Raw genomic sequence first — 24,161 nt, forward strand, 5'->3', positions numbered from 1 at the left:
AGTACTATTATAGCCACCATAAAATGAAATCTCCAGTAACCTTTATAACTTGAAAAATTCTTCGATCTGTGTTATGTCTTTCTTCCTTCCTTAACTTGTCCTTATATGATATGGTTTATGAATAAGCGTATAGAAATGGAGTGTATGTATGAGTAAGGGTAGAGTATGGAACAGAGGCAAACATGATGGTACAGGACTATCGAGGAAAAAAACCGTAGATCAAGAGGGTGCAGCTTCTACTGAAACTAAATCCACAGAACCTTCGAATGAACCTTCCAATTCAAGAATTGATACCGTAAAACCGATGAATCGCACGAATTGGGTGACCAGACCCACCCGTGTCAGCAATAAAGATTCGAAAGACAAACGATAATTCATACATTCTGAGATTTGAGGACCCAGATGACGTTATTGGCAAATTTCCAGCCTTTTGAGCAGAGTTTCGGACTCCAGAGACGTTATTCCGTAGAATGAGGTTCATATATGGTGTCTTTAGTGCCATTAGTGGCTATACGGTCCGTTAGCATCCCAAATGTGGAATAAAACTGCGTTTAAGGTCATCTGTGTCCGATAGTTGTCTTTGTACATGCAAAAGTAATGAAATCCAGCGAACAACAAAAGGGTTGTCCCAGTAGCCATTTCTGATATGCTCCCCATATAGTAGACAGGTAAAATAATAAAAACCTGTCGCTGTATGGGGAGCATTTTTATGGAACAAAAGAAGTTTACAGCACTGGAAAAGTTAACGATTCTCCAAGAAATTGAACGGGGCGACATTGGTTTGAAAACTGCGACCCGGAAGTATGGAATATCCAAAAACTCATTAGTGAAGTGGCGGCAACGTTATCAATTGTATGGATACGAAGGGCTGGAAGTCCGAAGCTACAATCGTACATATTCTGCAGAACTTAAACTCCATGCCGTTAAGGACTATCTCGAGGGAGGATTGTCGCAAAACCAAATCATCTGCAAGTATAAGATTGCAAGTTCAACCCAACTCGCCAACTGGATTAGGAAGTATAATGGTCATAGCAACAGCTTAACAGCTCATTCAGGAGGAACTAAAGCTATGACCAAAGGACGCGTAACCACTTGGCAGGAACGGATAAATATCGTGCTGTACTGCCTTTCGAACAGAGAAGACTATGCGAAGACGGCAAGCCATTTTCACGTGTCTTACCAACAAGTATATAGCTGGGTAAAGAAGTACGAAGCTGGTGGTGAAGAGGCGTTACGAGACGGTAGAGGACGCACTAAAGCGCCTGAAGAACTTACGGAAGCAGATCGCCACAAACTCGCGATGCAAAAGCTGGAATACGAGAATGCACGCCTGCGTGCGGAGAATGCTTTTCTAAAAAAGTTAGAGGAACTCGAAAGGAGGAGGCGTTAAGGACCATTCGCCAGGTGAACATCTACCTGGCCATTCAGGCCGTACAGCAGGAACAGTCTTGCTCCATTCGGCTTTTGTGTGACATCGCAGGGATTTCACGGTCAAGTTATTACAAATGGTTGAATCGCAAACCCAGTTCTCGAGAGGCTGACAACGAGAAACTGACAGAGGCTATGCTCCTCTTGTATGAGAAGGTGGAACGAACCTTTGGGTATCGCCAATTGACCCTGCATTTGCGCAGACAAATGGATAAATCTATTAACGCAAAGCGAGTGTACCGGCTGATGAGATGCCAAGGCATCCAATCAGTCATCCGCAGAAAGAGAAAGAAGTATGTAGGCTCCACGCCTCAGCAGGTTGCAGAGAATGTGCTGAACCGTAATTTTGAGGCTGAAGCTCCAAACCAAAAATGGGTAACGGATGTAACGGAATTCAAATACGGCAACGGCAAGAAGGCGTATTTAAGTGCAATAAAAGATCTGTATGACAAGTCGATTGTTGCTTACGTTCTGGGTCATTCCAATAATAATTCGCTAGTTTTTAACACACTGGAATTAGCTTTGAAGGCAGCACCGGAGAGCCGAACCTTACTCCATAGCGACCGTGGTTTTCAGTATACCTCTCTGCATTTTAAAAAGATGCTGGACGATGCAGAACTGAAGCAAAGCATGTCCCGAGTAGGCTGCTGCATTGACAATTCGCCGATGGAATCCTTCTGGGGAACATTGAAATGTGAGAAGTACTACTTACATACCTACCAGACCTTTGAAGAACTCCAAACAGATATTGATACCTACATTCACTTTTACAATAACGAACGGTTACAGGCAAAACTAAACGGCCTCAGTCCCATTGAATTTAGGACTAAGGCCGCTTAAACTACTTTTATTTTTTGTGCTGTCTACTTGACGGGGTGCAGTTCATTTCATCATTTCATGGCTTATGGAACAACCCTCTTCTATTTTCTACGCCATATATCCTAACTCCGCTTCATCTCTGGAGGGAGCTTCGCCAATTAACTGCTTCAATAGTTTTTTCATCATTACCGAAGCCTTTACTTTGGTATGAAGACACGGAGAAACCTCTATTTCATAGTTCCCTTGTTTGATAGCTTCCTTCAATTCTTCCACCGTTGAGCAGGAGTCTTGCAGTCGATTCACAACACTGCCATATTGCAAACACTGATGACTGTCACTGCCAGCAATCACAGGCACACCCAGCTTCTCAGCAAAGGGCGTGATCAGGTTTTTATAGGTCTCCACCCCCTGCATGTAAATATCCTTAGCGTTGAAATCAAAAGCGTCTAATCGCTGAAGCAATGCCGGATCCAGTTGATGTAAAGGTGTAGAAGTTCGGAAGGGATGGGCTCCGATTTTCCAAAGATTATGTTCGTCGGCCATATCAAGCAACTGCTTAAAAGGTATGAAATTCCCCTCCTGCGTATGCTCATCTAGTAAAGCGCGAACAGCTAGAACATTCTCCTTCAGTCCGATCAACAGGATATGACCTGTCTCCGCGATATCCACTTCCATGCCTGGAAACAGTTTAAGTCCGTTCACATCGTAATAATGCCCGTTATAGGGATAAGTCTGATCCAGCGCATCATACATCGCAAAGAAATTAGAAGTATTAAAATGCTCGGTCAATGCTACAGCCTGTAATCCATTCGCCTTGGCTTCGAACATCATCTCCGCAAAATATTCGGGTGAAAACGTAGATTTCTTAGATAATTTACCATGGGTATGCAGATCAATATTCATCATGTCTAATTCGTCTCCTTTGAGCTTGTAAGTTATGTTAATACACCAGTTCAGGGTAGAGATAACCAATACAGAATATCAAGATGACATAAGCAGTGGATCCGGATAAAAAGTACCAGTCGGACCGCTTCATTTTTAAATAAGATAACTTGATCTTCTTCACTTTCTTATTATTAAGGCCGTAGCTAAATCCCCGAGTCTCAAGTGCTTCAATCGTTGTTCGAGAACGTTTAGCTGTGTTCAACATGAGCGGGTAAAATGCCAGAATGACGATTCGCAAATAATACGTTATTGTTCGCCAATAGAAAATTCCATGTTGAAGCGGTCGTTGCCCTCTCAATCTAAAGGAAAGTAGGATCTGATGGAATTCCTCTAGTAAAGTAGGCAAAATACGATAGCCATAAGATAAGCTGAATGCAAAGGTATCAGGGATTCCTAAAGACAGTAAGCCGTCACTAAGTCGTTCCGGATCAAGACTAGAGAAAACCGTTATACTCGCCAGCGAAATCACCGAAAGCTTAAGCGTCAGTGTCAGCATAGGCAGCAAGGATTCAATCCCCCCACCGAAAAAGAGCGTCAATATAAACATCCAGCCAATCTGGCTGATCAAGCCGAGACATAATATAAAAATAATATAGGGGCTGACCCGGGAGAGGACGGTTGTTAAAACCATAAGCACGAACATCCCTAACAGGATTGTCCGGTTATGTACAAACCAAGGCACGATGGCAAAAAAGAGATACCAGAGCAGCAGGGTTCGCGGGTCCAGCCTGCCCAGAAAAGTGCTGCTGCTGTTATATGCGGTCCCGAGTAACTCCAATTTGATTTGTTCTACAGATATACGGTCAAGTGCCCGTTTAACGGCTTCCATGGATTGCAGCTACCTCCTTCTTTTCCACTAAACTCACAAACTCTTCTAAGCTACTGCAAATTCTAGGGAGACCGAGCATACGACTTAGCTCCATCAATTGGGTCTGGGCCAGACCCGCACGCCGTAAAAGAAGGCCGTCAGCGAAAATTTCATCCTTCGTCCCATCCGCAATTATCCGCCCTTGATGCATTACAATTATTCTGCTGGCCCATTCAGAGACAAGCTGCATATCATGAGTTGCGATGACGACCGTCTTCACATGATTACGAAGCGTCTCCAGCACATGTACCATTTCTTGTTTGGTCGAAATGTCCAGATTAGCTGTCGGTTCATCAAGCAACATGATAGCAGGCCTAACCGCGGCACCAATCGCCAAGGATACCCGGCGCTGCTGCCCTCCACTTAGCAGTCGGGCATCCCGTTCAGCCAGCTCGCTTAAGCGAAATGCCTTTAGCATCTCATCCACTCTTCCATCCGTATCTGGTAGTTTCCGCGTCTTCAGATAATAAGCAATTTCCTTACGCACAGAATCCTCGATAAACATTTCCTCCGGATTCTGGAATACGTAAGCTACCGTACCGGAGAGACGTTCAGGCGGTAGCCCGTTCACCGTCATTTCTTTAACCTTTACGGTTCCAGCTGTAGGTCTGACAATACCAGCAATCAGCTTCATTAATGAAGATTTACCTGCTCCGTTGTTGCCAATAAGAGCAATGGACTCTTCCTGCCCCAGTTCTAGCTGAATTCCATTCAGTACAGGATGCAGCACCTTATGAATCGTACGGTAAGAGAGGTGAACATTCTCCAGCTGAACGATAGAATTTTTTTCTTTTGCAGCTATGGGGAGCTGCTCTTGCATACGTCCGATTGGAAGTGTCTCCTTGGCATCCTGACGAAGCGTCATACGGGTACTGCCTTCCTCAGCATTTAAGGGAAGCAGCTTTGTCTTCTGATCATCGGGCTGTAGCAGCCAAGCCGCCCGGGTCACATCCGGTGGGTATATGCCCAGCTCTAGCAATTCTTGTACAGATGACAAAGCTTCACGCACAGGCTTCTGCCAGCGCATTTTACCTTGATCCATCAGGACAACATTTTTGCAATAATCCGCAATAAATTCCGCATGATGCTCAATCACTACAATGGTCTTTCCATGCTCCTCATTCAAACGCTGCAAAATATCATAGATATGACGGGCATGCTGCGGATCCAGCTGGGCTACGGGTTCGTCGATCACCAGAATTTCCGGATCCATAGCTAGTGCTCCGGCCAGAGCGAGCAGATGTTTTTGCCCACCACTTAACTGCCAAATAAATTCGTGCCTCAAGTCACTAAGTCCGGTTAACGCCAGCGCACGCTCTCCCCGTTCCTTGTAATCCGTAAATCCATAATTCAGAGGTGTAAAAGACACATCATCAAGCACCGTCGGCCGTACCAATTGATTCTCGAAATCCTGATAAACATAACCGATACGCTTGGACAGCTCTGCTACACTTTTTCCATCCGCAGATTGGCCGCAAACTGTCACCTCTCCACTGAAATCACCAGTGTAATAATGTGGAATTAAGCCGTTAAAGCATTTGCAGAGAGTAGATTTCCCGGAGCCATTACTGCCGATGATCGCAATAAAATCCCCTTCTCCCAGTCGTAAGTCTACGTCTTGCAGTACTGGTTGTTCAGCTCCCGGATACGTAAAGTTAATTTTGTTCAATTCAAGAATTGTATTACGCATCTGCTTGACCCGCTTCCTGTCTTTTTCGTGCCGAACGCCGAAGCAGTGCAATAATCGCCGTTGCCGCTACAACAGCCGCTACCAACATACTGAGCCAAATCAAGGTCTTTTCATTCGATTCCGCGCCTGCAAGCTCAAAATCACCGAAGTTCCAGCCCGATTCCGATAACAATTCCGAACCCACCGCTACCATCACTAGAAAGGTTCCGGCAATGACCAACTTAGGAGATAGCCATGCTCCTGTTGCATATTTCATATTCCGCTCACGTGGCTTCATGCCGAGCAATGGTTCAATTTTTCCATATAAACGCGGAACCAGATACATAGTAGGAATTAGCGCGAACAAAATACCGGAGAAGAGGACATCATTCAAGAACCCTACTCCCTCAATTACAACGATACTTTCTGCCAGTCCTTTAACAGCCTCTAGCTCTTCTACCCCTACCCATACCTTCACAATATCTATAACGGAGCTAAAAAACTGGTGAATCGCCACGCCGGTAATCGCAGCCACTCCAACCTGTCTACGATTCTTCGGATCAGATACCATGCGGCCTGCGGTATACATCGCCAGTGAGAAGGTAATGAATTTCTCCAGCTCCCCTAAACCTCCAAATTGGCCTAACATCAATTCCCCGAAGATTACCTCACCAACAGCTGCTCCGACCGCCGCATATAAGGGGTGAAACAACATACATAATGTCAAAGGAATGAAGGCGAAATATTCAATGGATAATTCAATCGGGCCCAGTTTGATCCCAGGCACTAGCTCGGTAAACATATTGGACAACCCGTAAAGCGACATCGACAGTACAAAAATCATCATTTTTTGTGACTGAGTCAGTGTGTAACGCGTTTTTATCGTGCTCATGAAATATTTGGCCTCCCAATAAGAATTTATCTTCATTATAAGAAGGCCATGTCATCACAGCTTTTTTCATTTGTTAAATGAGAGTAATATTTTTTTCAATATTTTTAACGTTGTAAAAATATTTACAACATATTCACAGGTTATATTCTATCTATCGCATCATCATAGGAGGATTGAGAGATTGTATAAAGATTGGAACCACCGCGCTTTTTCGCCTAATCAACGGATAATTGCCGACTTTATTCAAAAAAATGAGCAACGTGTGGTCTATATGACCGAACAAGAAATGGCAGACGAGCTGCATTTGAGCATCGCCTCCGTTTCACGGTTCTGGAAAGCTGCGGGATACAAACATGCCAAAGATTTTAAAAACCGGCTCCGTTTCCGCTTTGAATCCACACCTTCTGTAAAAATGCGTGATGCCATGCAGCGATCAGACGATACCTCACTCCCTCAACTGCTGCTGGACAATTGTTCACATCATTTGCAAGAAACACGCCGCTATTTAAGCGACGATGTACTAAAGCGTGCAGTAGATGCGATATCTACAGCTCGGATTATTTATGTATACAGCCCTGGCCCTTGCGCCGGATTAGCAGAGCTAATGATCTATCGAATGGCGCGTTTTGGTCTTCAAATGAAAAAAATGGTCCCCAGCGGCCATGAGCTGCTAGAGACCTTAATGCATGCTGACAAACAAGATGTCTTGCTTGTCTTTGGATTTGTGCAAATACTGCCTGAGATTGAAGTCATACTGAACCATGCACGTGAAGCAAATTACCAGGTCATCCTGATCACAGATAGACTTGTCTACCCGCGATCCCAAGATGCAGATATCGTGCTTTATGCGGGGAGAGGTGAGGTTTGGGAGTTCCATTCCATGGTAGGCCCCACTTATATTATTGAGAATTTGATCCTTGGAGTGGGATTAGCGAATAGGGACAGTAGTCTAAGCAAGCTGGATAAATTGCAGCAATTGCGCGCGCAGTATGGGGGGAAGCTCCCACGGAGTTAGGTTGACTGCAAGGATAAGGGGAATTTAATTCATTCCTAAAGCTTCTTTAATTTGTGGGATAGATAAACCGTTTGCTTTCATTTCTTTGATCCAAAGAATGCGCGCGACGGTTTCTTCTCTTTTATATCTGCGTGTTAAATTCTCCTCTGCCTGTTCAAAGGGCAGCATGCCTTCTTCTGTATAATGTTTGAGTGTACTATAACGAGCATTTGTGATTCTTACTAATTCCCCTATCGATACATATTCTGACGCCATAATATTCTCCATGGATCGTTGTCTAGACATTGATAACCAACTCCTTTACAGCGGGCGCTTCGGAATAAGACGCACACCTTGAATTGGCACTTTCATCATTACAAAATGTGGGATCGCATCGTAGAGCAAATTATCAATTTTAAGAGTCGCAATCGATCCTCTCTCCAGCACCTTAACTTCATGTCCATAGGACATTAATCTTGTAATAACTGCGTCTAACCTTTGATTAGAATTATCAAACCAGGACTCTGTTTCTATAAAGACAGCTCGTGATCGCTCTAGGGCAGGGAAGATAAGATTGATACTACTGCCGATAAAGGTCTTCGCAAACTTTGTCTTCAATGCTAAAAAACGTTTGATACCTAACTCAACTCCCTGGCGAATTTGTATAGGAAACAGCGCCTTTGCCCATAAGTTACTTTGGTATAGATCATGTAATTTGATATTCACCTCTTCTAATTCGTTCAGCGAGAAGAAATCATGCATACATCCACATTCACGAAGTAGCCATAGCATACAAATGACCTCATCTGTTACTGGGCCCTCTTCCAAAATCTCTGCCCGCATATTCTCTGTAATGCTCGTGTACGCCTCCATATTACTGCGATAGGCTCTAATTTCAACTTCAGCAGAATCAAAATACATGTCGCTCCCTATCAGGCTTGGTATATCTTCAAGCAAATTCATTGCTTGAAGATAATCTGAAATCGCGGTTTCGAACTTTTTTAATTGATGGTTAGACTTCCTCGAAGCCTTCTTTAACCACCAATTTAGATCACCCTTCACCTCAGCACTATTATGAAGTAAGGATTGTAGAACAGTTTCTCTATAGAGTGTTGAATGAGATTGATCAAGTGCTTCCTTGTGCAAAGTTAACTTGTTCTCAGATTGTGTGAAACATCCCTCTAAGTAAAGCTCCAATATAACCGCTGCTGCCATGCAGCGCAAAGACACTTTCTTGACAGTAGTCATCTGAAGACTTCTCTGTGCATTAAGCGCGATCAATGAAAAACTTGGTGCTAATTTAAGATCCATCATAACCATCCACCCCTATCCATTAATTCGTATTTACAGGATGATATTTATTCCGTATGGTGAGCGTTTGATTAACTTACTACTTACTACTTACTACTTATCACTTACAATACACCATCTTTACAATAATTGTCAATGATCTGGAATAACGTAAAGAAGGTCCTGCCCATAATGGTCAAGCCCCGATTTTACAGGCACCAAAAAAAAGACCCTAGGCTATAAGCTGCTTCCGGTAATCAACCAGGGTATCTTAGAAATAGGAGGATCAGTTCTAACGGGAATTTATGCAGCCAATGAAGCAATTGGAGCATCCGGCTGGTCACAAAAAAGAAGTCGCCTTGTAAAGCTAAATAAAGAAGGCTGGCCATGTGAGCCTGCCTTCTTTATTCACTCAGATCAATAAGTAATTTGGTTAACTCTAGATTTTCAACCTTGTCTTCTTTGACGACAAAGGCAAGGGAAGGGAAGGATGATAGAATCCTTCGTCAAGCTTGATAACGTTCACCCAATAGTTAACAACACCATCTACTTTCTTTTCGCTGCGGGATGCCTCAGGGATAGCTGCAATGATATCCTTTTCACTGCTTCTGATACCGATATTTTTATCCGTCCTAAGCGAAGAAAGAGAGTTAATCGGTATATCAACTACGCCTCCGACTGGCTTAGTCTCTCACTACGGTAAAACTGATCGTCAAATTATCTTTTTCATATAACCAGCGCATGTTAAGAGGTTCCCCCACTTCCGTCATCCGTTTCGAATGAATTCCCGCTCCGCTTTTTTCAAATGCTTTAATGAATTTTCGAAAGAATATGGAATCTTAGTCCTAAGTTTAGAGAGTTTTTCAACCTCTCCCATAGCGATAGCTTCCTTAATAGCAGGAACCAACTTCGCTTGAATAATGCCCCAACTTTCTGCCTGAAGAAGTTCGTCTATCAACATATGCGGTTTGGAATATTGTTCAATTTTTGTTCTCCTCTTCTCGATTTCTACCCTCTAATAGCTCTATCTTTATTTTTTCAAGACATAGCTTCTCCCTTAGAGTGTATAAGTTCATCCTTATGTTCTAATACTTCTATTATCATAGCAGCCCCCATTCTGAATCCGAGAGTATAGGCGGAAGCGGATGAGATAGAGTTCTGCATGCCACTCAGATCCAAGGCTTGTTCAATCATAGTAAAGTCTTCTATAGATAACTTTGCTTTTAGGATGTCCATAAACTCTGAGATTAGCTTGGAGTTCTGTATATACTCGGGATCGCGTAAACACAAAAGTTCACTTGGACAGATTTTCCCGTAATATAAATCCTCCAAAAGACTCACCAGTCATCCCTCCCAAATCATCTCTTCAATCATCTTAGCGAATTTATCGCTAAAAATTAATAGCGAATAATTCGCTAAGATATGCTTGCCTTGGAGGTGTTTAGTATGTATCAACGTATCCGAGATTTGCGTGAAGATAAAGATTTAACTCAAACCCAAATGGCAGAGTATTTGCAATGCAGCCAGAGGATTTATAGTAATTATGAACGCGGTGATGTTGATATTCCCACGGCCATTCTGATTAAGCTAGCAGATTATCATAAGACGAGTACTGACTATTTACTAAACAGAACGAACCAAAAAACTCCTTACTCTAAAAGTTAAATTTAAAGAATGAGTAGATATCGCAGTTTTCAAAGGATTTCATTCTTATGCTGATGAGCATTGTACACAGGAATCCGTGATTTACGCGAAGACAAAGATCTGACACAGCAACAAATAGAGGAGCTTTTACATATTACACAAGCCACCTACTCCCGCTATGAAAATGGAAATTTGGATGTTCCGAGCGCCGTTTTAATTACGCTAGCTAATTTCTATAAAGTAAGCATCGACTATATTTTAGGTCAGACAGATAATTCTAAATGCTATCCCAACAAAAAATAATCCGCAGCACAAACAAGCTCCTGTGATAATCACAGGAGCTGTTCACGTTTAGGCTAAAAATAGCCTGAAATTAGGGGATTCTCTTAGATACGCTCAGGCCAGCAAGGTACGGGCTACCTGATCCACAATGTAATTGATACCTGTCGGTCCGTAGCAGCCGATCCATGTAGCGGCATCTACCGGGTATATATACGGCCGCTCATCGGAATCCAACATCCCTCGGACGCTTTGCTCTGTCGCAGATACCCCCTCCTGCATCATCTCGTTACTAAGTAAAAAATAATGGCTGGCATGCACAGCCGGCAGTCTATCAACTGTAATATGATAAGCCGTGTCGGAAGTGTCTGCGACAAATAGAGGAGCTGGCAGACCAAGATCCCGGTACAGCACGGCACCTGTGCGATGGGAGGCAGTATGCACCCGTACCAGCGACTCACGCGGACGGATCAAGGCCACGCTCTGACCCGCCAGCGCCGTTGCAAGCTGCTCAGACAGCAATGCTGTTCGGCGCAGGTAATCCGCAATAATACGCTCCACCTCTGTCCGCTTGTCCGTCAATTCACCGAACAGGCCCAGAATCGTCTGCCAGCTCTCATTCCGTTGAAACATTAGGGTTGGCGCAATCCGGCTTAACCGTTCATAATGCTGAGCATGCACCTCAGTACAGACAATCAAATCCGGCCGCAGCCGTTCGACAGCTTGCAGGTCCGGGTACTCATAAGTTCCGAGCATTTCCGTTGTCTTAAGCCTTTCCCTGATATATTGGGGGAATTTTAACGCTGCACTGCCCGTTCCTACACTCCCTGCCGGAGATATCCCAAGCGCAAGCAAATGGTCTGCATATTGAACGTCGAGTACGGCGATACGCCCCGGAGAAGCGGTGACGCAATATTCGCCTCGCATATGACAAATTACCGGGCCTTGCAGCGTCTCGTACGATGAGGCCAGGCGATCCGGCAGCCCAGAATATGCTGAGAGAACACCGATCCCTGAAGCGGCAGTGCGCCTGTAGATCTGCGGGGGAACTCCATGATATTTCTTAAATGCCCTGCTAAAGTAATACATGTCGCGATAGCCCGTTTTTTCTGCAATTTCGCCGATGGGAGCATCCGTATGACGCAACATCCGCTCGGCACTCTCCATCCGCAGCTGGATTACATATTCCATCGGTCCTAGTAACTTCTCCTGTTTGAATCGCCGCTGTAACTGTCTTGTACTGCATCCGGCAAGCGCTGCCAGCTCCTTAAGCTCCAGCTCCTGACGATAATGCCCCGCTATATAGGCAGCGACAACATCCACCATATCCGCCTCTGTGCCTTTCTGACCACATTCATACTCCATAATAAGCTCGTAAAGCATTCCTTGCAGTAGCGCATTCGCATGGAAACGCTCCAGCCCTTCGCCCCGGCTCCATTTGGCTTCGATTTGTTCCGCAGTCTGATGCAGTTCAGCCAGGAGCACAGGACGGTGAACAAATGAAGTGCGTAACGGGTGATTGCGCTGCGGAAACAGAACATGGGCAGCCCCCAACATTGGAAAAGCCTTGTACATAATAACGGTATAATGAATGGTTTCTGATCCAGCAGTCAAAGTAAATGCTGATCCCTTGACTGCGTGACAAGCGAAATAGTCCTGGATATGGAAAATTTCGCCATTCATCACAAGCCTACCTTCCCCGCCGCCTGCCAGCAGCAACACATTGGCTGTTAATCCGGTTTCGCTCATAACGCCGCCGGGTGGCAAAGTACCGCTGCGCACATCAAGCATCTTGATCGTTGTATCACTCCATAAACTTGCCTGTTCTTTCAGCGGCATTTCTCTCATCTCCTGACAATAGCATCCTCTGTTAAACGGGCGCACTCGAATAGGATTACATGCTTTAGTGAAAGCGCGTCCGCAACATAAGTGAGTGCGTTGCTGTTGTCATTTTAATTGAGATTCATTCTCATTGTCAATTTTCGGACATTTCCCGCAATATTCCGCCGACATCCTGTAATAAAAACAGCAGGTGATACGTTTCTTTTTTGCAACCGGAGCTAGGTCATTGTTCACTGTGAACCGGGTAAATGGATTGCGTCTTGCGCCGAACAATTGTCCGGGAGCTATCCGGGTCAGGAAGGCAAAATCTGCTTGTATTCGTTGCCTTTCTTGCCCTAATTCACCTGTTCTAGGAGAATACAGCGGAGCAATACGTACCATAATATTCTCCCAAAGTACTGCCATGGAGACGGGACCAATTGCAGCAAGCGTATGCAGCATCGGCGCAAGACGTACCGCGAAAATTTCCTCTACGATCTCTTCTCGCCACGCTTCCCTGTCTTCCGGTGCCGCCGTCGCTCGAAGCCCGTTCAGCGCAAGGAAAGGAAAACGCGTATCCCCTTTAAAAGCTGGGGAAGCCGGATGATAGAGGAAGCTGTTCTCCAGCGGGATGGAGACTTCCCGGTTATGAAGGGTCATAGCGGTCAGCATCGGCGCGATCCACAGATAACCGATCCGCTTGGCCAGCATGGAAGCGGCAACCTGCATATCAGGCGCACCGATATAACCCTTAAGCCAGCTTACATACTCGCGGCATGCAGCTTCTTCGTGCAACTGGCTAAGGGCAATTGTCCGAACGTTGCCTTCAGGCGGTTCACCTACCCACAGACGGTATTCCTCCGCCATTTGCTTCCAGGTGACAGACGACAGATAGTTGTCCATTTTAATGCGATCCCAACAGCGCTTCCGCGGTTTGATCTACAATAATGTTGAGGGCAATTGGCCCATAATAAGCGATCCATAGCGTTGAATTCACATTGTATACGCGGTTATTTTTAACGGCATCATGAGATTTCCAGACCGGACTGTTCGCCATTGCCTCTGCCTCTTTGGCAAACAATTCATCCGATAACAGGAAATAGTGATCTGCTCCGATATCAGCGATGGTCTCCATCGAAATTTCAACGGAGGTATCATCTTTGATCTCCTGAACGAATGTAGGGATATTCAATCCCAAATCCTCATAAAGAATGCTTCCGGTCCGATGTTCGGGACCGTGTACGCGAATACCTTCCGGTCTTGGGCGAATCAGAGCTACCGTTTCGTCGCCCAGCTTCGCCGACAGCTGCTCCCGCAGTCCGACGATTTTGTCCTCGTAGGCTTGACGCACTACCTTCGCCTCCGCCTGCTTTCCCGTTATCATACCGATGGTAGCCGATGTATCCCGCCAATCTTCATAGAAGTCGAGTACTATTGTGGGCGCTATTTTACTGACGCTGTCATACACCTGCTCCTGAAAGTCGGTCATCAATATAAGATCCGGATTCATCGCTACAATAGCTTCAAGATTGGGCTCATCGCGTGTGCCCAGGACCTTCACATCACCCAATTGTTCACTTAAATATTCTGGAAACTTTGCATCCTTCGCTCCAGCTACAACGCTGCCTGCCGGATGCTCGCCTATCGCTAACAATTGATCGACAAATTTCACATCAAGCGCGGCAATGACCTTCGGCTTCTCAGTCAGCGTATATTCGCCCTTCATATGCGAGATGGTAACCGGGAAGGCTGCAGTCTGAGCCTGTGTCTCAGATGTAGGTGACGGCTCGGCTGAAGCAGATGGCAGTGCGGCAGTGCCCGTATTTGCGCCTCCTCCAGTACCGCAAGCCGTTAGCACAAGTACCAGTGCCATCATCCATATCATTAATAGTCCTGCTTTTTGGGCAGCATCTACCTTTCTACCGGTTGCTTGCCTCTTCTTTGTTCTTTTCATGCTGACTCCCCCTTATGTATGATAATGATTTTCATTATCAGATCAATAAAGCGAGTATAATCTATCTTCATACTCTATTTCCATGTACTTTTGCGACATTGCAGCCGGATTAATGCGACATTGCACACCATAGGAACGACTCAGGAGAATCGCGACTGACTACAAAAATTCCACAGAAGCACCTAAATCCCTAATTTTAACATAAATTTCTTTGCTCCTGTTCTGAAAATAGCCAACACAGTCGATGGTAATCTCGCTCAATTCAAGCTTTTCCTTCTCCAGAAACTGATCATCGAGCAATCTGGCTACTTCAGAAATGGTTCTTCCATTGCACTCCCTGCTTCTTCCCAAAATGAAAAAAGGTATCTTTGTATTACACAAAGATACCTTTTTTCATTAAAAGCTTACGGCTCAATCCCCCACACAAGCTGACCATTCATATACCCGGTGACCTGTTCATTGTTGATGAACTGACTGCTGGATGCCTTGAACGAATAATCATTAGCCTGGTTGTAATTGGACCAGTCGGTTTTGGAGAAACGGGTTTGAATTTCTGCGCTCTGACCTGGATTAAGTGTTCCAGCCGAACTCGTGAAACCAATTTCCAAAACATAATCGGCACTGGCAACAGGAGTCGCCAGCTTAACGAAATTGCCGGTTACATTCGCATTTCCGATGCTGGCCCAGTCGATCCAGAAACTCTGATCTTTCTCGCTATCAATCGTATAGTAATACCGGACCTTCACATCACTTAGTTGAATCGCTGAATCACCGGTATTGACTACTTTGATTTTGGGTGAAATCCCGTTGGTGGAGGCACTTGTGTTGCCATTAAAAGCTTGGACCGTCAAATCTCCAGTGGGTACTGGAACACTGCTATCCGCTACGTTCACTGTAAGAACAGCATTATTTCCTCCATTAAAATGAAAGGTTAGGGTATTCTGTCCCAGCGGCAGCGTGGAAAGATAGGATTTTTTCAGAACAACAGCAGCGCTTGATGCCGTATAATCCTGACTCGCTAAAAGTGTGGAATTTCCATTTGTGATACTTGCAAGCTGGTGTCCATTTAAGGTAAGGGCTACGGAAATATCCTGGGCTAGATTCGCCGCTTTATCAAATGCAGCGCTCACGGGCACAATGGATGCGCTTGGCGTGGAATCGACAATTTTCACTTTTAATACGGGATCTTGTCCTTTATTGAAATCAAAGATGATCGAATGCTCACCAACCGGCAGTGTCGCCAGAAATGCTTTTTTGAGCAGCAGCGTATTTCCACTCAAGGTATAATCCTGAGTCTCTATTAATGTATTTGCGTCTGCCCGGAGAGCGGTTAACGTATTGCCGTTTGAATTCACGGTGATGGCTTTGTCATTCTGATTGGAGGCATTTTTATCAAATTCGACGTTTGCAGGTGTGATAGACGCACTTGGAATTGGATTGTTAACCTTCAAATCAGGCAGCTCATCGAGCGTGATTACATAATTGCTTTGGTACAGCGTTGTTAAGGTGGCCGGATAATTAAAGGCGGAACTCATGAGATGCTCACCATACCACGGTAAGAAATAGAGCCAGCCCGATTTTTCCTCTGTCAGATTCTGAACACTTGGAACGGTGTCGTTCTCCGTCATGGCTACCATTTTCGTACCGCCGGTTAAATCAACAAGCTGATAGAAAATCGAGGTAATCGCGTCCTCATTGGGCACACCAGACAAACCGTCATAGCGGTTATAGATCGTGTTGTATTTATCATAGCCTACAATATCCACCTGATCATCGCCGGGATACCATGCGGGAGAAGTGCTGTACACGTAGCTGTTGTAGGTCCAGATCAAATTGTGCAGGCCATACGTTTCTGTAAGTTCGGTATAGAGCAGATCCCATAATTGCTTGTACACCTCCGAGCCAGCGGAAGCCCACCAGAACCATGCACCTTCCCCATTCAATCCGCCGTTGCCCTCCGCCTCATGGAAAGGTCTGAAGATAACCGGCACATTGTTATTTTGCAGAATCTGCAGTTGCTCCGCCAAATCCTCAATAGCCAGTTGTACATATTGGTATTCTTTCGTACCTGGAACTACCGCATTAGCAGTATTAAAATTGGTTTCTGTCGGCTTATAGGTGGCTTTCTTCCAATCCACAAATTCCCCGAGCTGATAGGCGGTGAAATCTTTGGGTACAGTGATATGCCAGCTATTTGTCGCAATCCCGCCCCGGTTATTCACCCAATCGATCATCCGGGCGGTTGTACCATCCTCCCAGCCGTAAAGCGGATTGTAATTCATCAAATCAAATCCGCGGATGGCCGGATACTTTCCGGTCAAATTGTGAATCCAATCAAACTCCAGCTCGGAATTGCCATCATTTCCTCCTCCGTAAATCTCCTGCTGACCGGAGATCATATGATTACCGTAAACCTCCGTTAAATAATTCATCAGCAGCTGAGTTTCTGATGTGGCTTGAGGATCGCTGAGAACAGGCTGCACATCCAGGGGATCAAGATCGGCATAATCCACCGTGAAAGCATCAAAATAAGCGAAACCCCAGCCGGCCTTCAGTTGAATAGTGTTGCTGCCTTGATTCAGCTTGTGATAACCAAAATCGAAATTCGACCACGTGGTCGAATAGGGCAGCATATACGAACCCTTCGTAACGCCGTTAACGGCTAAAGATTGAAGTCTTCCGTCAGCACTGAGCTCCTGCATATAACGTGTGGAGATCGTATACATGCCGGTTTCCGGGACAGTCACTGTGAAGGTAATTGTACCGGAATTCTGCATCCAGACAAATCCGCTTCCGGAGTATCCGGGTTTGGGCTGTCCGTAAATTTGGGTCGTCACTTGAAGATCGGAGGTGAGCTGAGCGTTTTCGCCTTCAATTGTGAAAAGTGCGTTGTCTGCATGAACGGGCGGCGCTGTCATCAATCCAAGCAGCAGAGTAAATGCCAGCATCATTGTGATTGCCTTCTTGAGCAAATTTTTCATTTCCACCTTTCCTCCCTATGTTAAATATGGTAAATAAAAGTTCAATATACCATCTCTTGGATGCGCTTTCATAGATAAGATAGCATATATTCCATATTTTGTAAATCTATCAAATCGAGAAAATTTCCACATGCAAAAAAACTCCCACCAATATTTATTAGGAGGAGTTAAATAACATTGATTCATACAAACATCCCATCAATGGGAGGTACGTGTGGGTCAATAAATAGCTATAGCTATAGCTATAGCGATAGAAAAGAAGATAAGATTGATATCGCGATATTCGATTTAAACGCTTCTTAAACGGTGGCAAACAGTTTACCGGGTTGTGCACTGGCTGCAGCAAGTCCGGTGACTTTTCCTGCTTGATTGATCTATTTGGGCGCTTTACTCACTTACCTGTGTCTTATTCCATATACCTGATTGCTCCAAAACCTCGCTCATAGCATTCATCTTTATTTCTACGGGATTTCCCTCTAAGGCATTGCCTACTTTATTTCATTATTAGAAGAACAAAAAAAGAGTGCTTAACAAAAAGCGCTCTTAATGAATAGTTGGATTACACATTATATAACAATATTTATTACAAATATCATGTTCATCTCTAATGATTCCCTTAAGTATTTGATAAGCAGTTTTGGATGATATTAATCAGAAAAATACTCATTAAAATCCACTAATAATATTTATTTGCGTTAGCTCTTAGATATTATTTTTTACTTTTTAAGAGTTTCAACTCTGCATTTCCATACACCATATAAAATGTAGACTCTGTAGTTTCCTTACATCCAAACTCCACTTGGAACACTTTAAATTTAGAATACGCTTTAATAAATTGCTTAAACCCTTTTTTGTTACTATTAGAGTTCGTAAAGCCATGTACTGCATAATCACCGTAGTCTATCTTAATATATACTCGTTCTTTCCCTTCTTCTATGTATAACTTCGTTTGATTATTAACATCAAAGCTTTGGTCAGTCTGTAGAGGGCCCCTCTCAAAACTAATATTATTTTTTATATTAGAGATTGCCTTTGAATAATCTTTATATTTATCATATATTTTTCCAACCAAGGGAAGTTTATATCCATGTTCGGATTTATTAATTGCTCCAATTAAGATATGTCCTTCCTCATTCATCATATCTAGAGGAAGATTTACTTCTCCGTTTAAATTAATCATAATCTGTCCGTCCTCATTTTTTGATACAGCAATTACGGAGGTGCTTTCCCATCCTAAATTAACTATTAACGCTGATTTTCCAATATCTAAATTTAATACATTCGTAGAAAAATATTCTCTAATATATTGTGTTATATATATCAAACCCTTTTCTATATTCTTTATTTCACTTAAATAAAGAAGGCTTATTCCTAGTAATGCCTTTTGATTATTTTTATCTATATCCAAGCAATAATGATAATTATATAAACTCTCTTCTTTCTCTCCTAATATTTCATAATATTCAGCAAGTAATGCAATTGCATCAGTGTTTGAAGGGTTGCTTTTTAATATTCGATTGATGAAATATTTTGCTTTTATTAATGATAGTGACTTAATATATATTTGTGCTAATAGCAGTTGTGCATAAATATATTTTTGGGAATTCAAAGTTACAACTTCTTTTTTTAGATATTTATGTAAAAATTCAGTTGCTTTCCGGATATCTCCATTCTTAAAATATAGCTCTCCAATGTTAATGTAAAGCTCTTTTAATTCTTTAATTTCTAACGCTAGTAAATAACATTCAATAGCTTTACTGTATTCATTCAAACATTGATAAGAGTATCCCATTCCTAAATAAGCCTCAAAATTTAACGAGCCTCTAATTGCTTTTTTAAAATTTCGAATTGCCCTTTTGAAGTCATTCAGCTTTAAACAAATTTCTGCACAAATTAAAAATAAATTTTCATTTTCCAAGAAGCTAGATATTTCGCTATATTTTTTAAGAGCACCTTTTAAGTTGTTAGAAGTTCTTAATTTTTCAGCTTGCTCAATTTTTACAGCAACAGATTTAATTATACTAGAATCATCAACTTTCAAGAGAGACAATGCATTTTTAATATATTTATTCATTTCTACTTCAACAGCAAACTTTCCGTATTCTTTTAATCTTTCTGAAACTAACTTGATCTGTTTATGTATGATTTGTTTTGACTCTTGATCTAATAATTTTGAGAATTTATAATTAATTGTTTGTTGTAAAGGGGCGTTGATATTTATTTCTTTACTTAATAAGTACTTTTCAATTTCAAATATCCATTCCCAAATAAATATATCTTTATCTTCTAAATATATTGCAATTATAGAGTTAGTTTGATTTGAGAGATAATTGATGTTTTTTAAGTCGACAGTATAAATGTACGCATCACCATCTGGAGTAATAATTTTCCGTGAATCTAACTTATCCTTAACTTGAACACATATTAGAAAATTACTGGCATATTTCTCTTCAAGTTTTATTTCGACTGACAAATCAACTCCGTAATCACTCTCACGTGTATCTCTAACAATAAAATCTTTATCCTCCATTACTTTTCTAAATGCAGTAATACTTCTCCTTTCTTGTTCATGGCTTTCTAGGACTTCTGGTAAATTCATAAAGAAAAAGAATCCCCTTTCAAATATAAAGGTTGTTCGCTTAACTCCACATGTTAGTCCAATTGAACTTTAGACGTATATATTTAAATCTACTTACATATTGCAGAAACACAGATCTCAAGTAATACTTGCCACAAGCTTTTTCATATCATGAAAGATCTGATATTACTTTAAGAAACTTATCATAGCTTCCTTGCGATTATTTTCGAAGGAAAGAGATGGTGGTATTGATTTAACAGACAATACTTACACACAATATTATCGTTCAAGTCAAGCATTACATTAGAAGCAAGTATTCCAATCTTCGCACATCTCTCTTGAGAAATACTTTTCAGAGAAATACCTTGTTTCAATTGCACTAATCGGTGTGCTCTCATCCTGAAATTCTAAAATAAAAACTATTGGAGTCAACAGTTTATCCCCCCCCTTCTATTGTGTCTTTAAAAACATCAAGATGGACATGATTATATCTTGATTTCTCACTTGGTTTCTCTCAAGTTTGTTAATGGATTGTAATCTTGAAGAAATATATAGCATATTTCGAAAATCAGCACTTTTCGCATTAAGAATGAAGTGTAATTGTCTCTAAAAATAGCACTATACAATTGCTAATACTATACTTTACGAATAAAAAAACTCCCACCCAAACCATCAACAGAATCTTCTATAATAAAATGATTCACACAAATATCCCATCAATGACAGGTACGTGTGGATCAATAATTAGCTATACCTAATAAATATGAAGATAGGCTTGTTGTCGCGCTTGGCGATTTCAAAAGCCTCTTCCGACCAAGGGAACCAGTTCACCGGGTTATGTGCGTGTTGCAGTAGATATGGTGACTTCTCCTTAGCTAATCTATTGGGTACTTTGTGAGTTGTCATGGGGCATCACCTCTTTTCAGTGGGATTTGGGTAAAGTATTGCTTAGGGTTAGTTTACCCAAAAAGGTGGGGGAGGGCACAAGGGGAAATTACTTGGAGAGCAATACCTCATAGTGATTTAATAATTTATTTACCCTATAGAAAAATAGAACGAACTTAAAACGGGCAAAAGCCCCCAATCTATTACAATTTGCCACCTTGATCGTGTATGTATTCATTATTATTTTCCGAAAAAGCGCTGCGAATTATTGGTTTCTTTCTATGGAAAGTACCAACTAAATAATAAAGTCTTAGGAAGACTCCGAAAAAATCATACTTATAGTCATTTTTAATTTTACTAGTACGGGCTCACCCAAACCATTCACTCCGTTAATTCGTAACTGTCTAAATTTATTGGTCCAGTGTCGCAAAACTCTTTTATTGCTATGTCGATAAAATAACTTAAAGTTTCTTTTATGAGAAAAATTGAAGAGTCAACTTTTTTGTTATTTAATATAACTTTACTATCGATTTTTAAATTATTTTTTTCAACTAAGGTCTCACCAATATTTTTAATCGATTTTTTATTATAAAGCCCTCTATTATGTGCTATACAGTTTCTTTCTTCATTAAAAATCTTTATTTCATTTAACATATCGTTGTTAGTAAGGTTGAGGTGTTTCAATAAATACTTAACTTTACTGAAAGCACCCGACATATTTCTATCGCTAATCATAATACTATCAACAAAGTGTTCTCTTAAGTCTGTTTTATTGTCAAATTCATTTAGTTGTTTATAACTTATTTTTATACTCGTTTCAATAAGGAAATCATTGAGATACATACCAAACACTTTGATTATTTCATTTAAATAATCATCTAAAATAGTGTAAGCATTCACAAAACACATTTTATTATGTACTTGTAATTGTTTCATATATTCTCTTACTATAATAGTTTGAACGAATGAGTCTCTTTCTTCTAGATCTTCTTCTAATTCTTCAATTTTACTGATCCATGAAAATTCTTCTCGTACATCATCTCTGTGAGAATGCATTATTTTTTCAAGATCATCTATTGTTGCATTTTCTAAATAGCATTCAATAATCTTCATTTCAGCGTCTGGTAAACTTTTGAAGTTAATCGAACCAAATTGGGTAATCTCAGAGAGAGTACGTCTGTAGAATTTTAATTGGTCTATTTCTTCATTAAATTTCTCTCTTAGCTTTAATAATTCATAGTCAATTCCATAATCGTAGAAATCTCTATCTTTAAAATATTTCCCTTCATAGGAACTCATAAATTTCCTCCTAATAACCATTAAAAAATTTTAGTATTTTGAACCAGAAAAGTGATTGACTAGAAATATGTACATCAAGTAAATTCAGATATATTAATCTTTATAATAAAGCTGACAGAAAACGTTATCATATTCGAGATACCCACATTCAGCTTGATTGTTCTTCAACGAATATACCTTGGACAGTCATGGGCTCGAATGGCCCACAACGCGAACAGTATGTCTGAATGATCGGACTTCACAGAAGCACACTCTAATAGAATTAGTTTAGCTGATAAATTTTCAACTTATGTTTGTTAGGCATTTCATTGCTAAGTAAACAAGTTATTGAAAATATCTCATCATTAATGTGTGGAATGTTTTTGATAAATGTATCTGACCTAGAATTAATTATATTTTTATCAATTACCAAAGAATTTCCTTTTCCTAAATTAAAAAAACTATCTAACCCATTAGTTTTCTTAGATAAATATGTTGCCATTTCACTATCAGTTAAATATACAAACCATCGCTTCGCTTTCAAATCAATTTGAAAAGATTGTAGTCTGTATAGATCGTTTATCAGTTTTCCTGCTTTAAGTGGTCGAGGAAGGTTATATTTTCCTGAATATTTGTCATACTTAAACTCGACCACTAATCCCGCCCTATCTAATATTGAAGGGATATATGTATCAACAAGTCTGTTATGCAATATGGGATGTGGATACTCTAATATTACCTCATGAGGGTCTATATCCATGCTATAAAGAATAGCAGCGAAAAACGTATATCTAAATGAATCTTCGGTAGTTAATACCTCTGAATTCATAAGTCTTATATTTAATAGCCTTGTAAATTCTTCTAGTAATTTCTCCATAGAATTGACCATCCTTCCGGTCTTTCAGGTAACGTTTACGTGCTCACGACGTCCGTCGTAATACCACTTCCCTGCTTCTCAACTTCGGCCGGACCATGGACGTCAGGGACGGAGCGTGAATACGGCTTATAAGATGTGATTAGCATCCTACAATAATCTCAAGAAAGCTTATTAGTTATGTGTTCTTTTGTATATGTAAACCATTCTGGCACAATAGAGTCATTAATTGAATATTCTGTAATATTGTTGTCATCAAGATTTATTTTCCATAATTTCTGTTTTTTACTCTTAGTATCATTCCATAGTTCATCAACTTTTTTTACATTTGGATCCAATACAAAATAAAAATCTTTTTTTCTATAATCACTATCTTTCTTTATAAACCTCCCTCTGCAAGTCAAGAGAATATATGGTACATACATAAATGTTAGTCCTTTAAAATTCCAAACTCCCTTCGATGTTGCAAAATCAATTAATTCTCTAAACTCTTTTACGCTTAAATTATCAGCCATACTCTTGCATTTTTCATAAATTAAAAATGAGTTATTAATAGTAACTGATTTAATGTACTTCCCATTCTCATTATCAGTATCACTTGCAACTAAATGTTCAAATGGCTTATGATTTTTTTCAATTGTAGGACAATCTGAACCTTTTCCATGTGAAAAATGTGTTCTTGTATTTTCCGATTTATCAGCTCGCAGAGAGACTTGCTCGTTACATACAGGACATAATCCTTCTCTACGATTGCTACACACCTTTAACCATTCTTGAACCTCTAAGAGGTTACTACTTACTGGATCAATTGCTGCATTCATTTGAAAACTCCTTTTTATTATTTTGGTCATTTCTCATAACTTAATATTCACAAAGTTCGTAAACATAAGGAATACAATTGTTTAAACGAACACATCGTGTTCAAGATAGCCCTTTTAAAGCTTGTTTTTATTATACTATTA

The 24,161-nt window shown here is 41.3% G+C and carries 22 protein-coding genes; 5 read left to right on the forward strand and 17 right to left on the reverse strand.

Features of this window, described 5'->3' with window-relative positions; genetic code table 11:
• Window positions 1-148 precede the first annotated feature (148 nt).
• Window positions 149-373: a hypothetical protein gene (locus MKY54_RS19345; protein WP_339187582.1), complete on the forward strand. Its 225-nt coding sequence runs from the start codon at window positions 149-151 to the stop codon at window positions 371-373.
• 336 nt (window positions 374-709) lie between these two features.
• A protein-coding gene (locus MKY54_RS19350; RefSeq protein WP_339187584.1) for an IS3 family transposase occupies window positions 710-2,268 on the forward strand; the annotation gives its coding sequence in 2 pieces (ribosomal slippage) (window positions 710-1,343 and window positions 1,343-2,268; 1,560 coding nt in all).
• 87 nt (window positions 2,269-2,355) lie between these two features.
• Here MKY54_RS19350 and MKY54_RS19355 read toward each other — a convergent pair.
• The 4 genes from MKY54_RS19355 to MKY54_RS19370 are packed head-to-tail and all read right to left on the reverse strand — an operon-like array spanning window position 2,356 to window position 6,621.
• Window positions 2,356-3,153, reverse strand: coding sequence for a PHP domain-containing protein (locus MKY54_RS19355; protein ID WP_305953529.1), 798 nt, complete (start codon window positions 3,151-3,153; stop codon window positions 2,356-2,358).
• A gap of 34 nt (window positions 3,154-3,187) precedes the next feature.
• Window positions 3,188-4,021, reverse strand: a complete 834-nt coding sequence (locus MKY54_RS19360; RefSeq protein ID WP_339187586.1) for an energy-coupling factor transporter transmembrane component T — start codon at window positions 4,019-4,021, stop codon at window positions 3,188-3,190.
• Window positions 4,008-5,750 carry an energy-coupling factor transporter ATPase gene (locus MKY54_RS19365; protein ID WP_248548608.1) on the reverse strand — a complete coding sequence of 581 codons (1,743 nt, stop codon included), beginning with the start codon at window positions 5,748-5,750 and terminating at the stop codon, window positions 4,008-4,010. Before MKY54_RS19365 ends, MKY54_RS19360 begins: the two co-directional genes overlap by 14 nt.
• Window positions 5,743-6,621 carry a cell division protein FtsQ gene (locus MKY54_RS19370; protein ID WP_076127114.1) on the reverse strand — a complete coding sequence of 293 codons (879 nt, stop codon included), beginning with the start codon at window positions 6,619-6,621 and terminating at the stop codon, window positions 5,743-5,745. Before MKY54_RS19370 ends, MKY54_RS19365 begins: the two co-directional genes overlap by 8 nt.
• Window positions 6,622-6,802: 181 nt before the next feature.
• Here MKY54_RS19370 and MKY54_RS19375 point away from each other — a divergent pair, with 181 nt between their 5' ends.
• Window positions 6,803-7,636 carry a MurR/RpiR family transcriptional regulator gene (locus tag MKY54_RS19375; RefSeq protein WP_339187589.1) on the forward strand — a complete coding sequence of 278 codons (834 nt, stop codon included), beginning with the start codon at window positions 6,803-6,805 and terminating at the stop codon, window positions 7,634-7,636.
• 24 nt (window positions 7,637-7,660) lie between these two features.
• On the opposite strand, the gene MKY54_RS19380 is transcribed toward MKY54_RS19375, so the two are convergent.
• The 4 genes from MKY54_RS19380 to MKY54_RS19395 form a co-directional block, all read right to left on the reverse strand.
• Window positions 7,661-7,921: a helix-turn-helix domain-containing protein gene (locus MKY54_RS19380; RefSeq protein ID WP_036688642.1), complete on the reverse strand. Its 261-nt coding sequence runs from the start codon at window positions 7,919-7,921 to the stop codon at window positions 7,661-7,663.
• Between the two features lie 15 nt (window positions 7,922-7,936).
• Window positions 7,937-8,929: a hypothetical protein gene (locus MKY54_RS19385; RefSeq protein ID WP_076316296.1), complete on the reverse strand. Its 993-nt coding sequence runs from the start codon at window positions 8,927-8,929 to the stop codon at window positions 7,937-7,939.
• Between the two features lie 742 nt (window positions 8,930-9,671).
• Window positions 9,672-9,866 carry a hypothetical protein gene (locus tag MKY54_RS19390; RefSeq protein WP_076127122.1) on the reverse strand — a complete coding sequence of 65 codons (195 nt, stop codon included), beginning with the start codon at window positions 9,864-9,866 and terminating at the stop codon, window positions 9,672-9,674.
• A 77-nt stretch (window positions 9,867-9,943) separates the two neighbouring features.
• Window positions 9,944-10,246 (reverse strand): DUF6809 family protein, encoded by a 303-nt coding sequence (locus MKY54_RS19395; protein ID WP_076127124.1) that lies wholly within the window; start codon window positions 10,244-10,246, stop codon window positions 9,944-9,946.
• A 105-nt stretch (window positions 10,247-10,351) separates the two neighbouring features.
• Here MKY54_RS19395 and MKY54_RS19400 point away from each other — a divergent pair, with 105 nt between their 5' ends.
• Together MKY54_RS19400 and MKY54_RS19405 are read left to right on the forward strand one after the other, a co-directional pair.
• Entirely contained in the window at window positions 10,352-10,570 is a 219-nt protein-coding gene (locus MKY54_RS19400) for a helix-turn-helix transcriptional regulator (RefSeq protein ID WP_076100339.1), read from the forward strand.
• 60 nt (window positions 10,571-10,630) lie between these two features.
• A complete protein-coding gene (locus tag MKY54_RS19405) occupies window positions 10,631-10,852 on the forward strand; it encodes a helix-turn-helix transcriptional regulator (RefSeq protein WP_076127127.1) in 222 nt (73 codons plus the stop codon).
• A gap of 93 nt (window positions 10,853-10,945) precedes the next feature.
• Here the strand turns inward: MKY54_RS19405 and MKY54_RS19410 are convergent, their stop codons facing one another.
• The 9 genes from MKY54_RS19410 to MKY54_RS19450 form a co-directional block, all read right to left on the reverse strand.
• On the reverse strand, window positions 10,946-12,667 hold the full coding sequence (locus tag MKY54_RS19410; RefSeq protein ID WP_076127128.1) for a helix-turn-helix domain-containing protein: 1,722 nt from the start codon (window positions 12,665-12,667) through the stop codon (window positions 10,946-10,948).
• A 108-nt stretch (window positions 12,668-12,775) separates the two neighbouring features.
• On the reverse strand, window positions 12,776-13,552 hold the full coding sequence (locus tag MKY54_RS19415; RefSeq protein ID WP_339187594.1) for an IucA/IucC family C-terminal-domain containing protein: 777 nt from the start codon (window positions 13,550-13,552) through the stop codon (window positions 12,776-12,778).
• A 1-nt stretch (window position 13,553) separates the two neighbouring features.
• Entirely contained in the window at window positions 13,554-14,603 is a 1,050-nt protein-coding gene (locus MKY54_RS19420; protein ID WP_076127132.1) for an iron-siderophore ABC transporter substrate-binding protein, read from the reverse strand.
• Window positions 14,604-15,007: 404 nt separating this feature from the next.
• On the reverse strand, window positions 15,008-17,584 hold the full coding sequence (locus MKY54_RS19425) for a glycosyl hydrolase (protein ID WP_076307711.1): 2,577 nt from the start codon (window positions 17,582-17,584) through the stop codon (window positions 15,008-15,010).
• Between the two features lie 709 nt (window positions 17,585-18,293).
• On the reverse strand, window positions 18,294-20,183 hold the full coding sequence (locus MKY54_RS19430; protein WP_076307710.1) for a DUF4365 domain-containing protein: 1,890 nt from the start codon (window positions 20,181-20,183) through the stop codon (window positions 18,294-18,296).
• A 723-nt stretch (window positions 20,184-20,906) separates the two neighbouring features.
• Window positions 20,907-21,068, reverse strand: coding sequence for a DUF255 domain-containing protein (locus tag MKY54_RS19435; RefSeq protein WP_076307709.1), 162 nt, complete (start codon window positions 21,066-21,068; stop codon window positions 20,907-20,909).
• Window positions 21,069-21,428: 360 nt separating this feature from the next.
• Window positions 21,429-22,346 carry a hypothetical protein gene (locus MKY54_RS19440; RefSeq protein WP_076307708.1) on the reverse strand — a complete coding sequence of 306 codons (918 nt, stop codon included), beginning with the start codon at window positions 22,344-22,346 and terminating at the stop codon, window positions 21,429-21,431.
• Between the two features lie 262 nt (window positions 22,347-22,608).
• Window positions 22,609-23,202: a hypothetical protein gene (locus MKY54_RS19445; protein ID WP_076307707.1), complete on the reverse strand. Its 594-nt coding sequence runs from the start codon at window positions 23,200-23,202 to the stop codon at window positions 22,609-22,611.
• A 158-nt stretch (window positions 23,203-23,360) separates the two neighbouring features.
• Window positions 23,361-24,020, reverse strand: a complete 660-nt coding sequence (locus tag MKY54_RS19450; RefSeq protein ID WP_339187599.1) for a hypothetical protein — start codon at window positions 24,018-24,020, stop codon at window positions 23,361-23,363.
• Window positions 24,021-24,161: the final 141 nt, after the last annotated feature.

It is taken from the genome of Paenibacillus sp. FSL P2-0121, assembly GCF_037975345.1.
Taxonomy (GTDB): Bacteria; Bacillota; Bacilli; order Paenibacillales; family Paenibacillaceae; genus Paenibacillus_AQ; species Paenibacillus_AQ odorifer.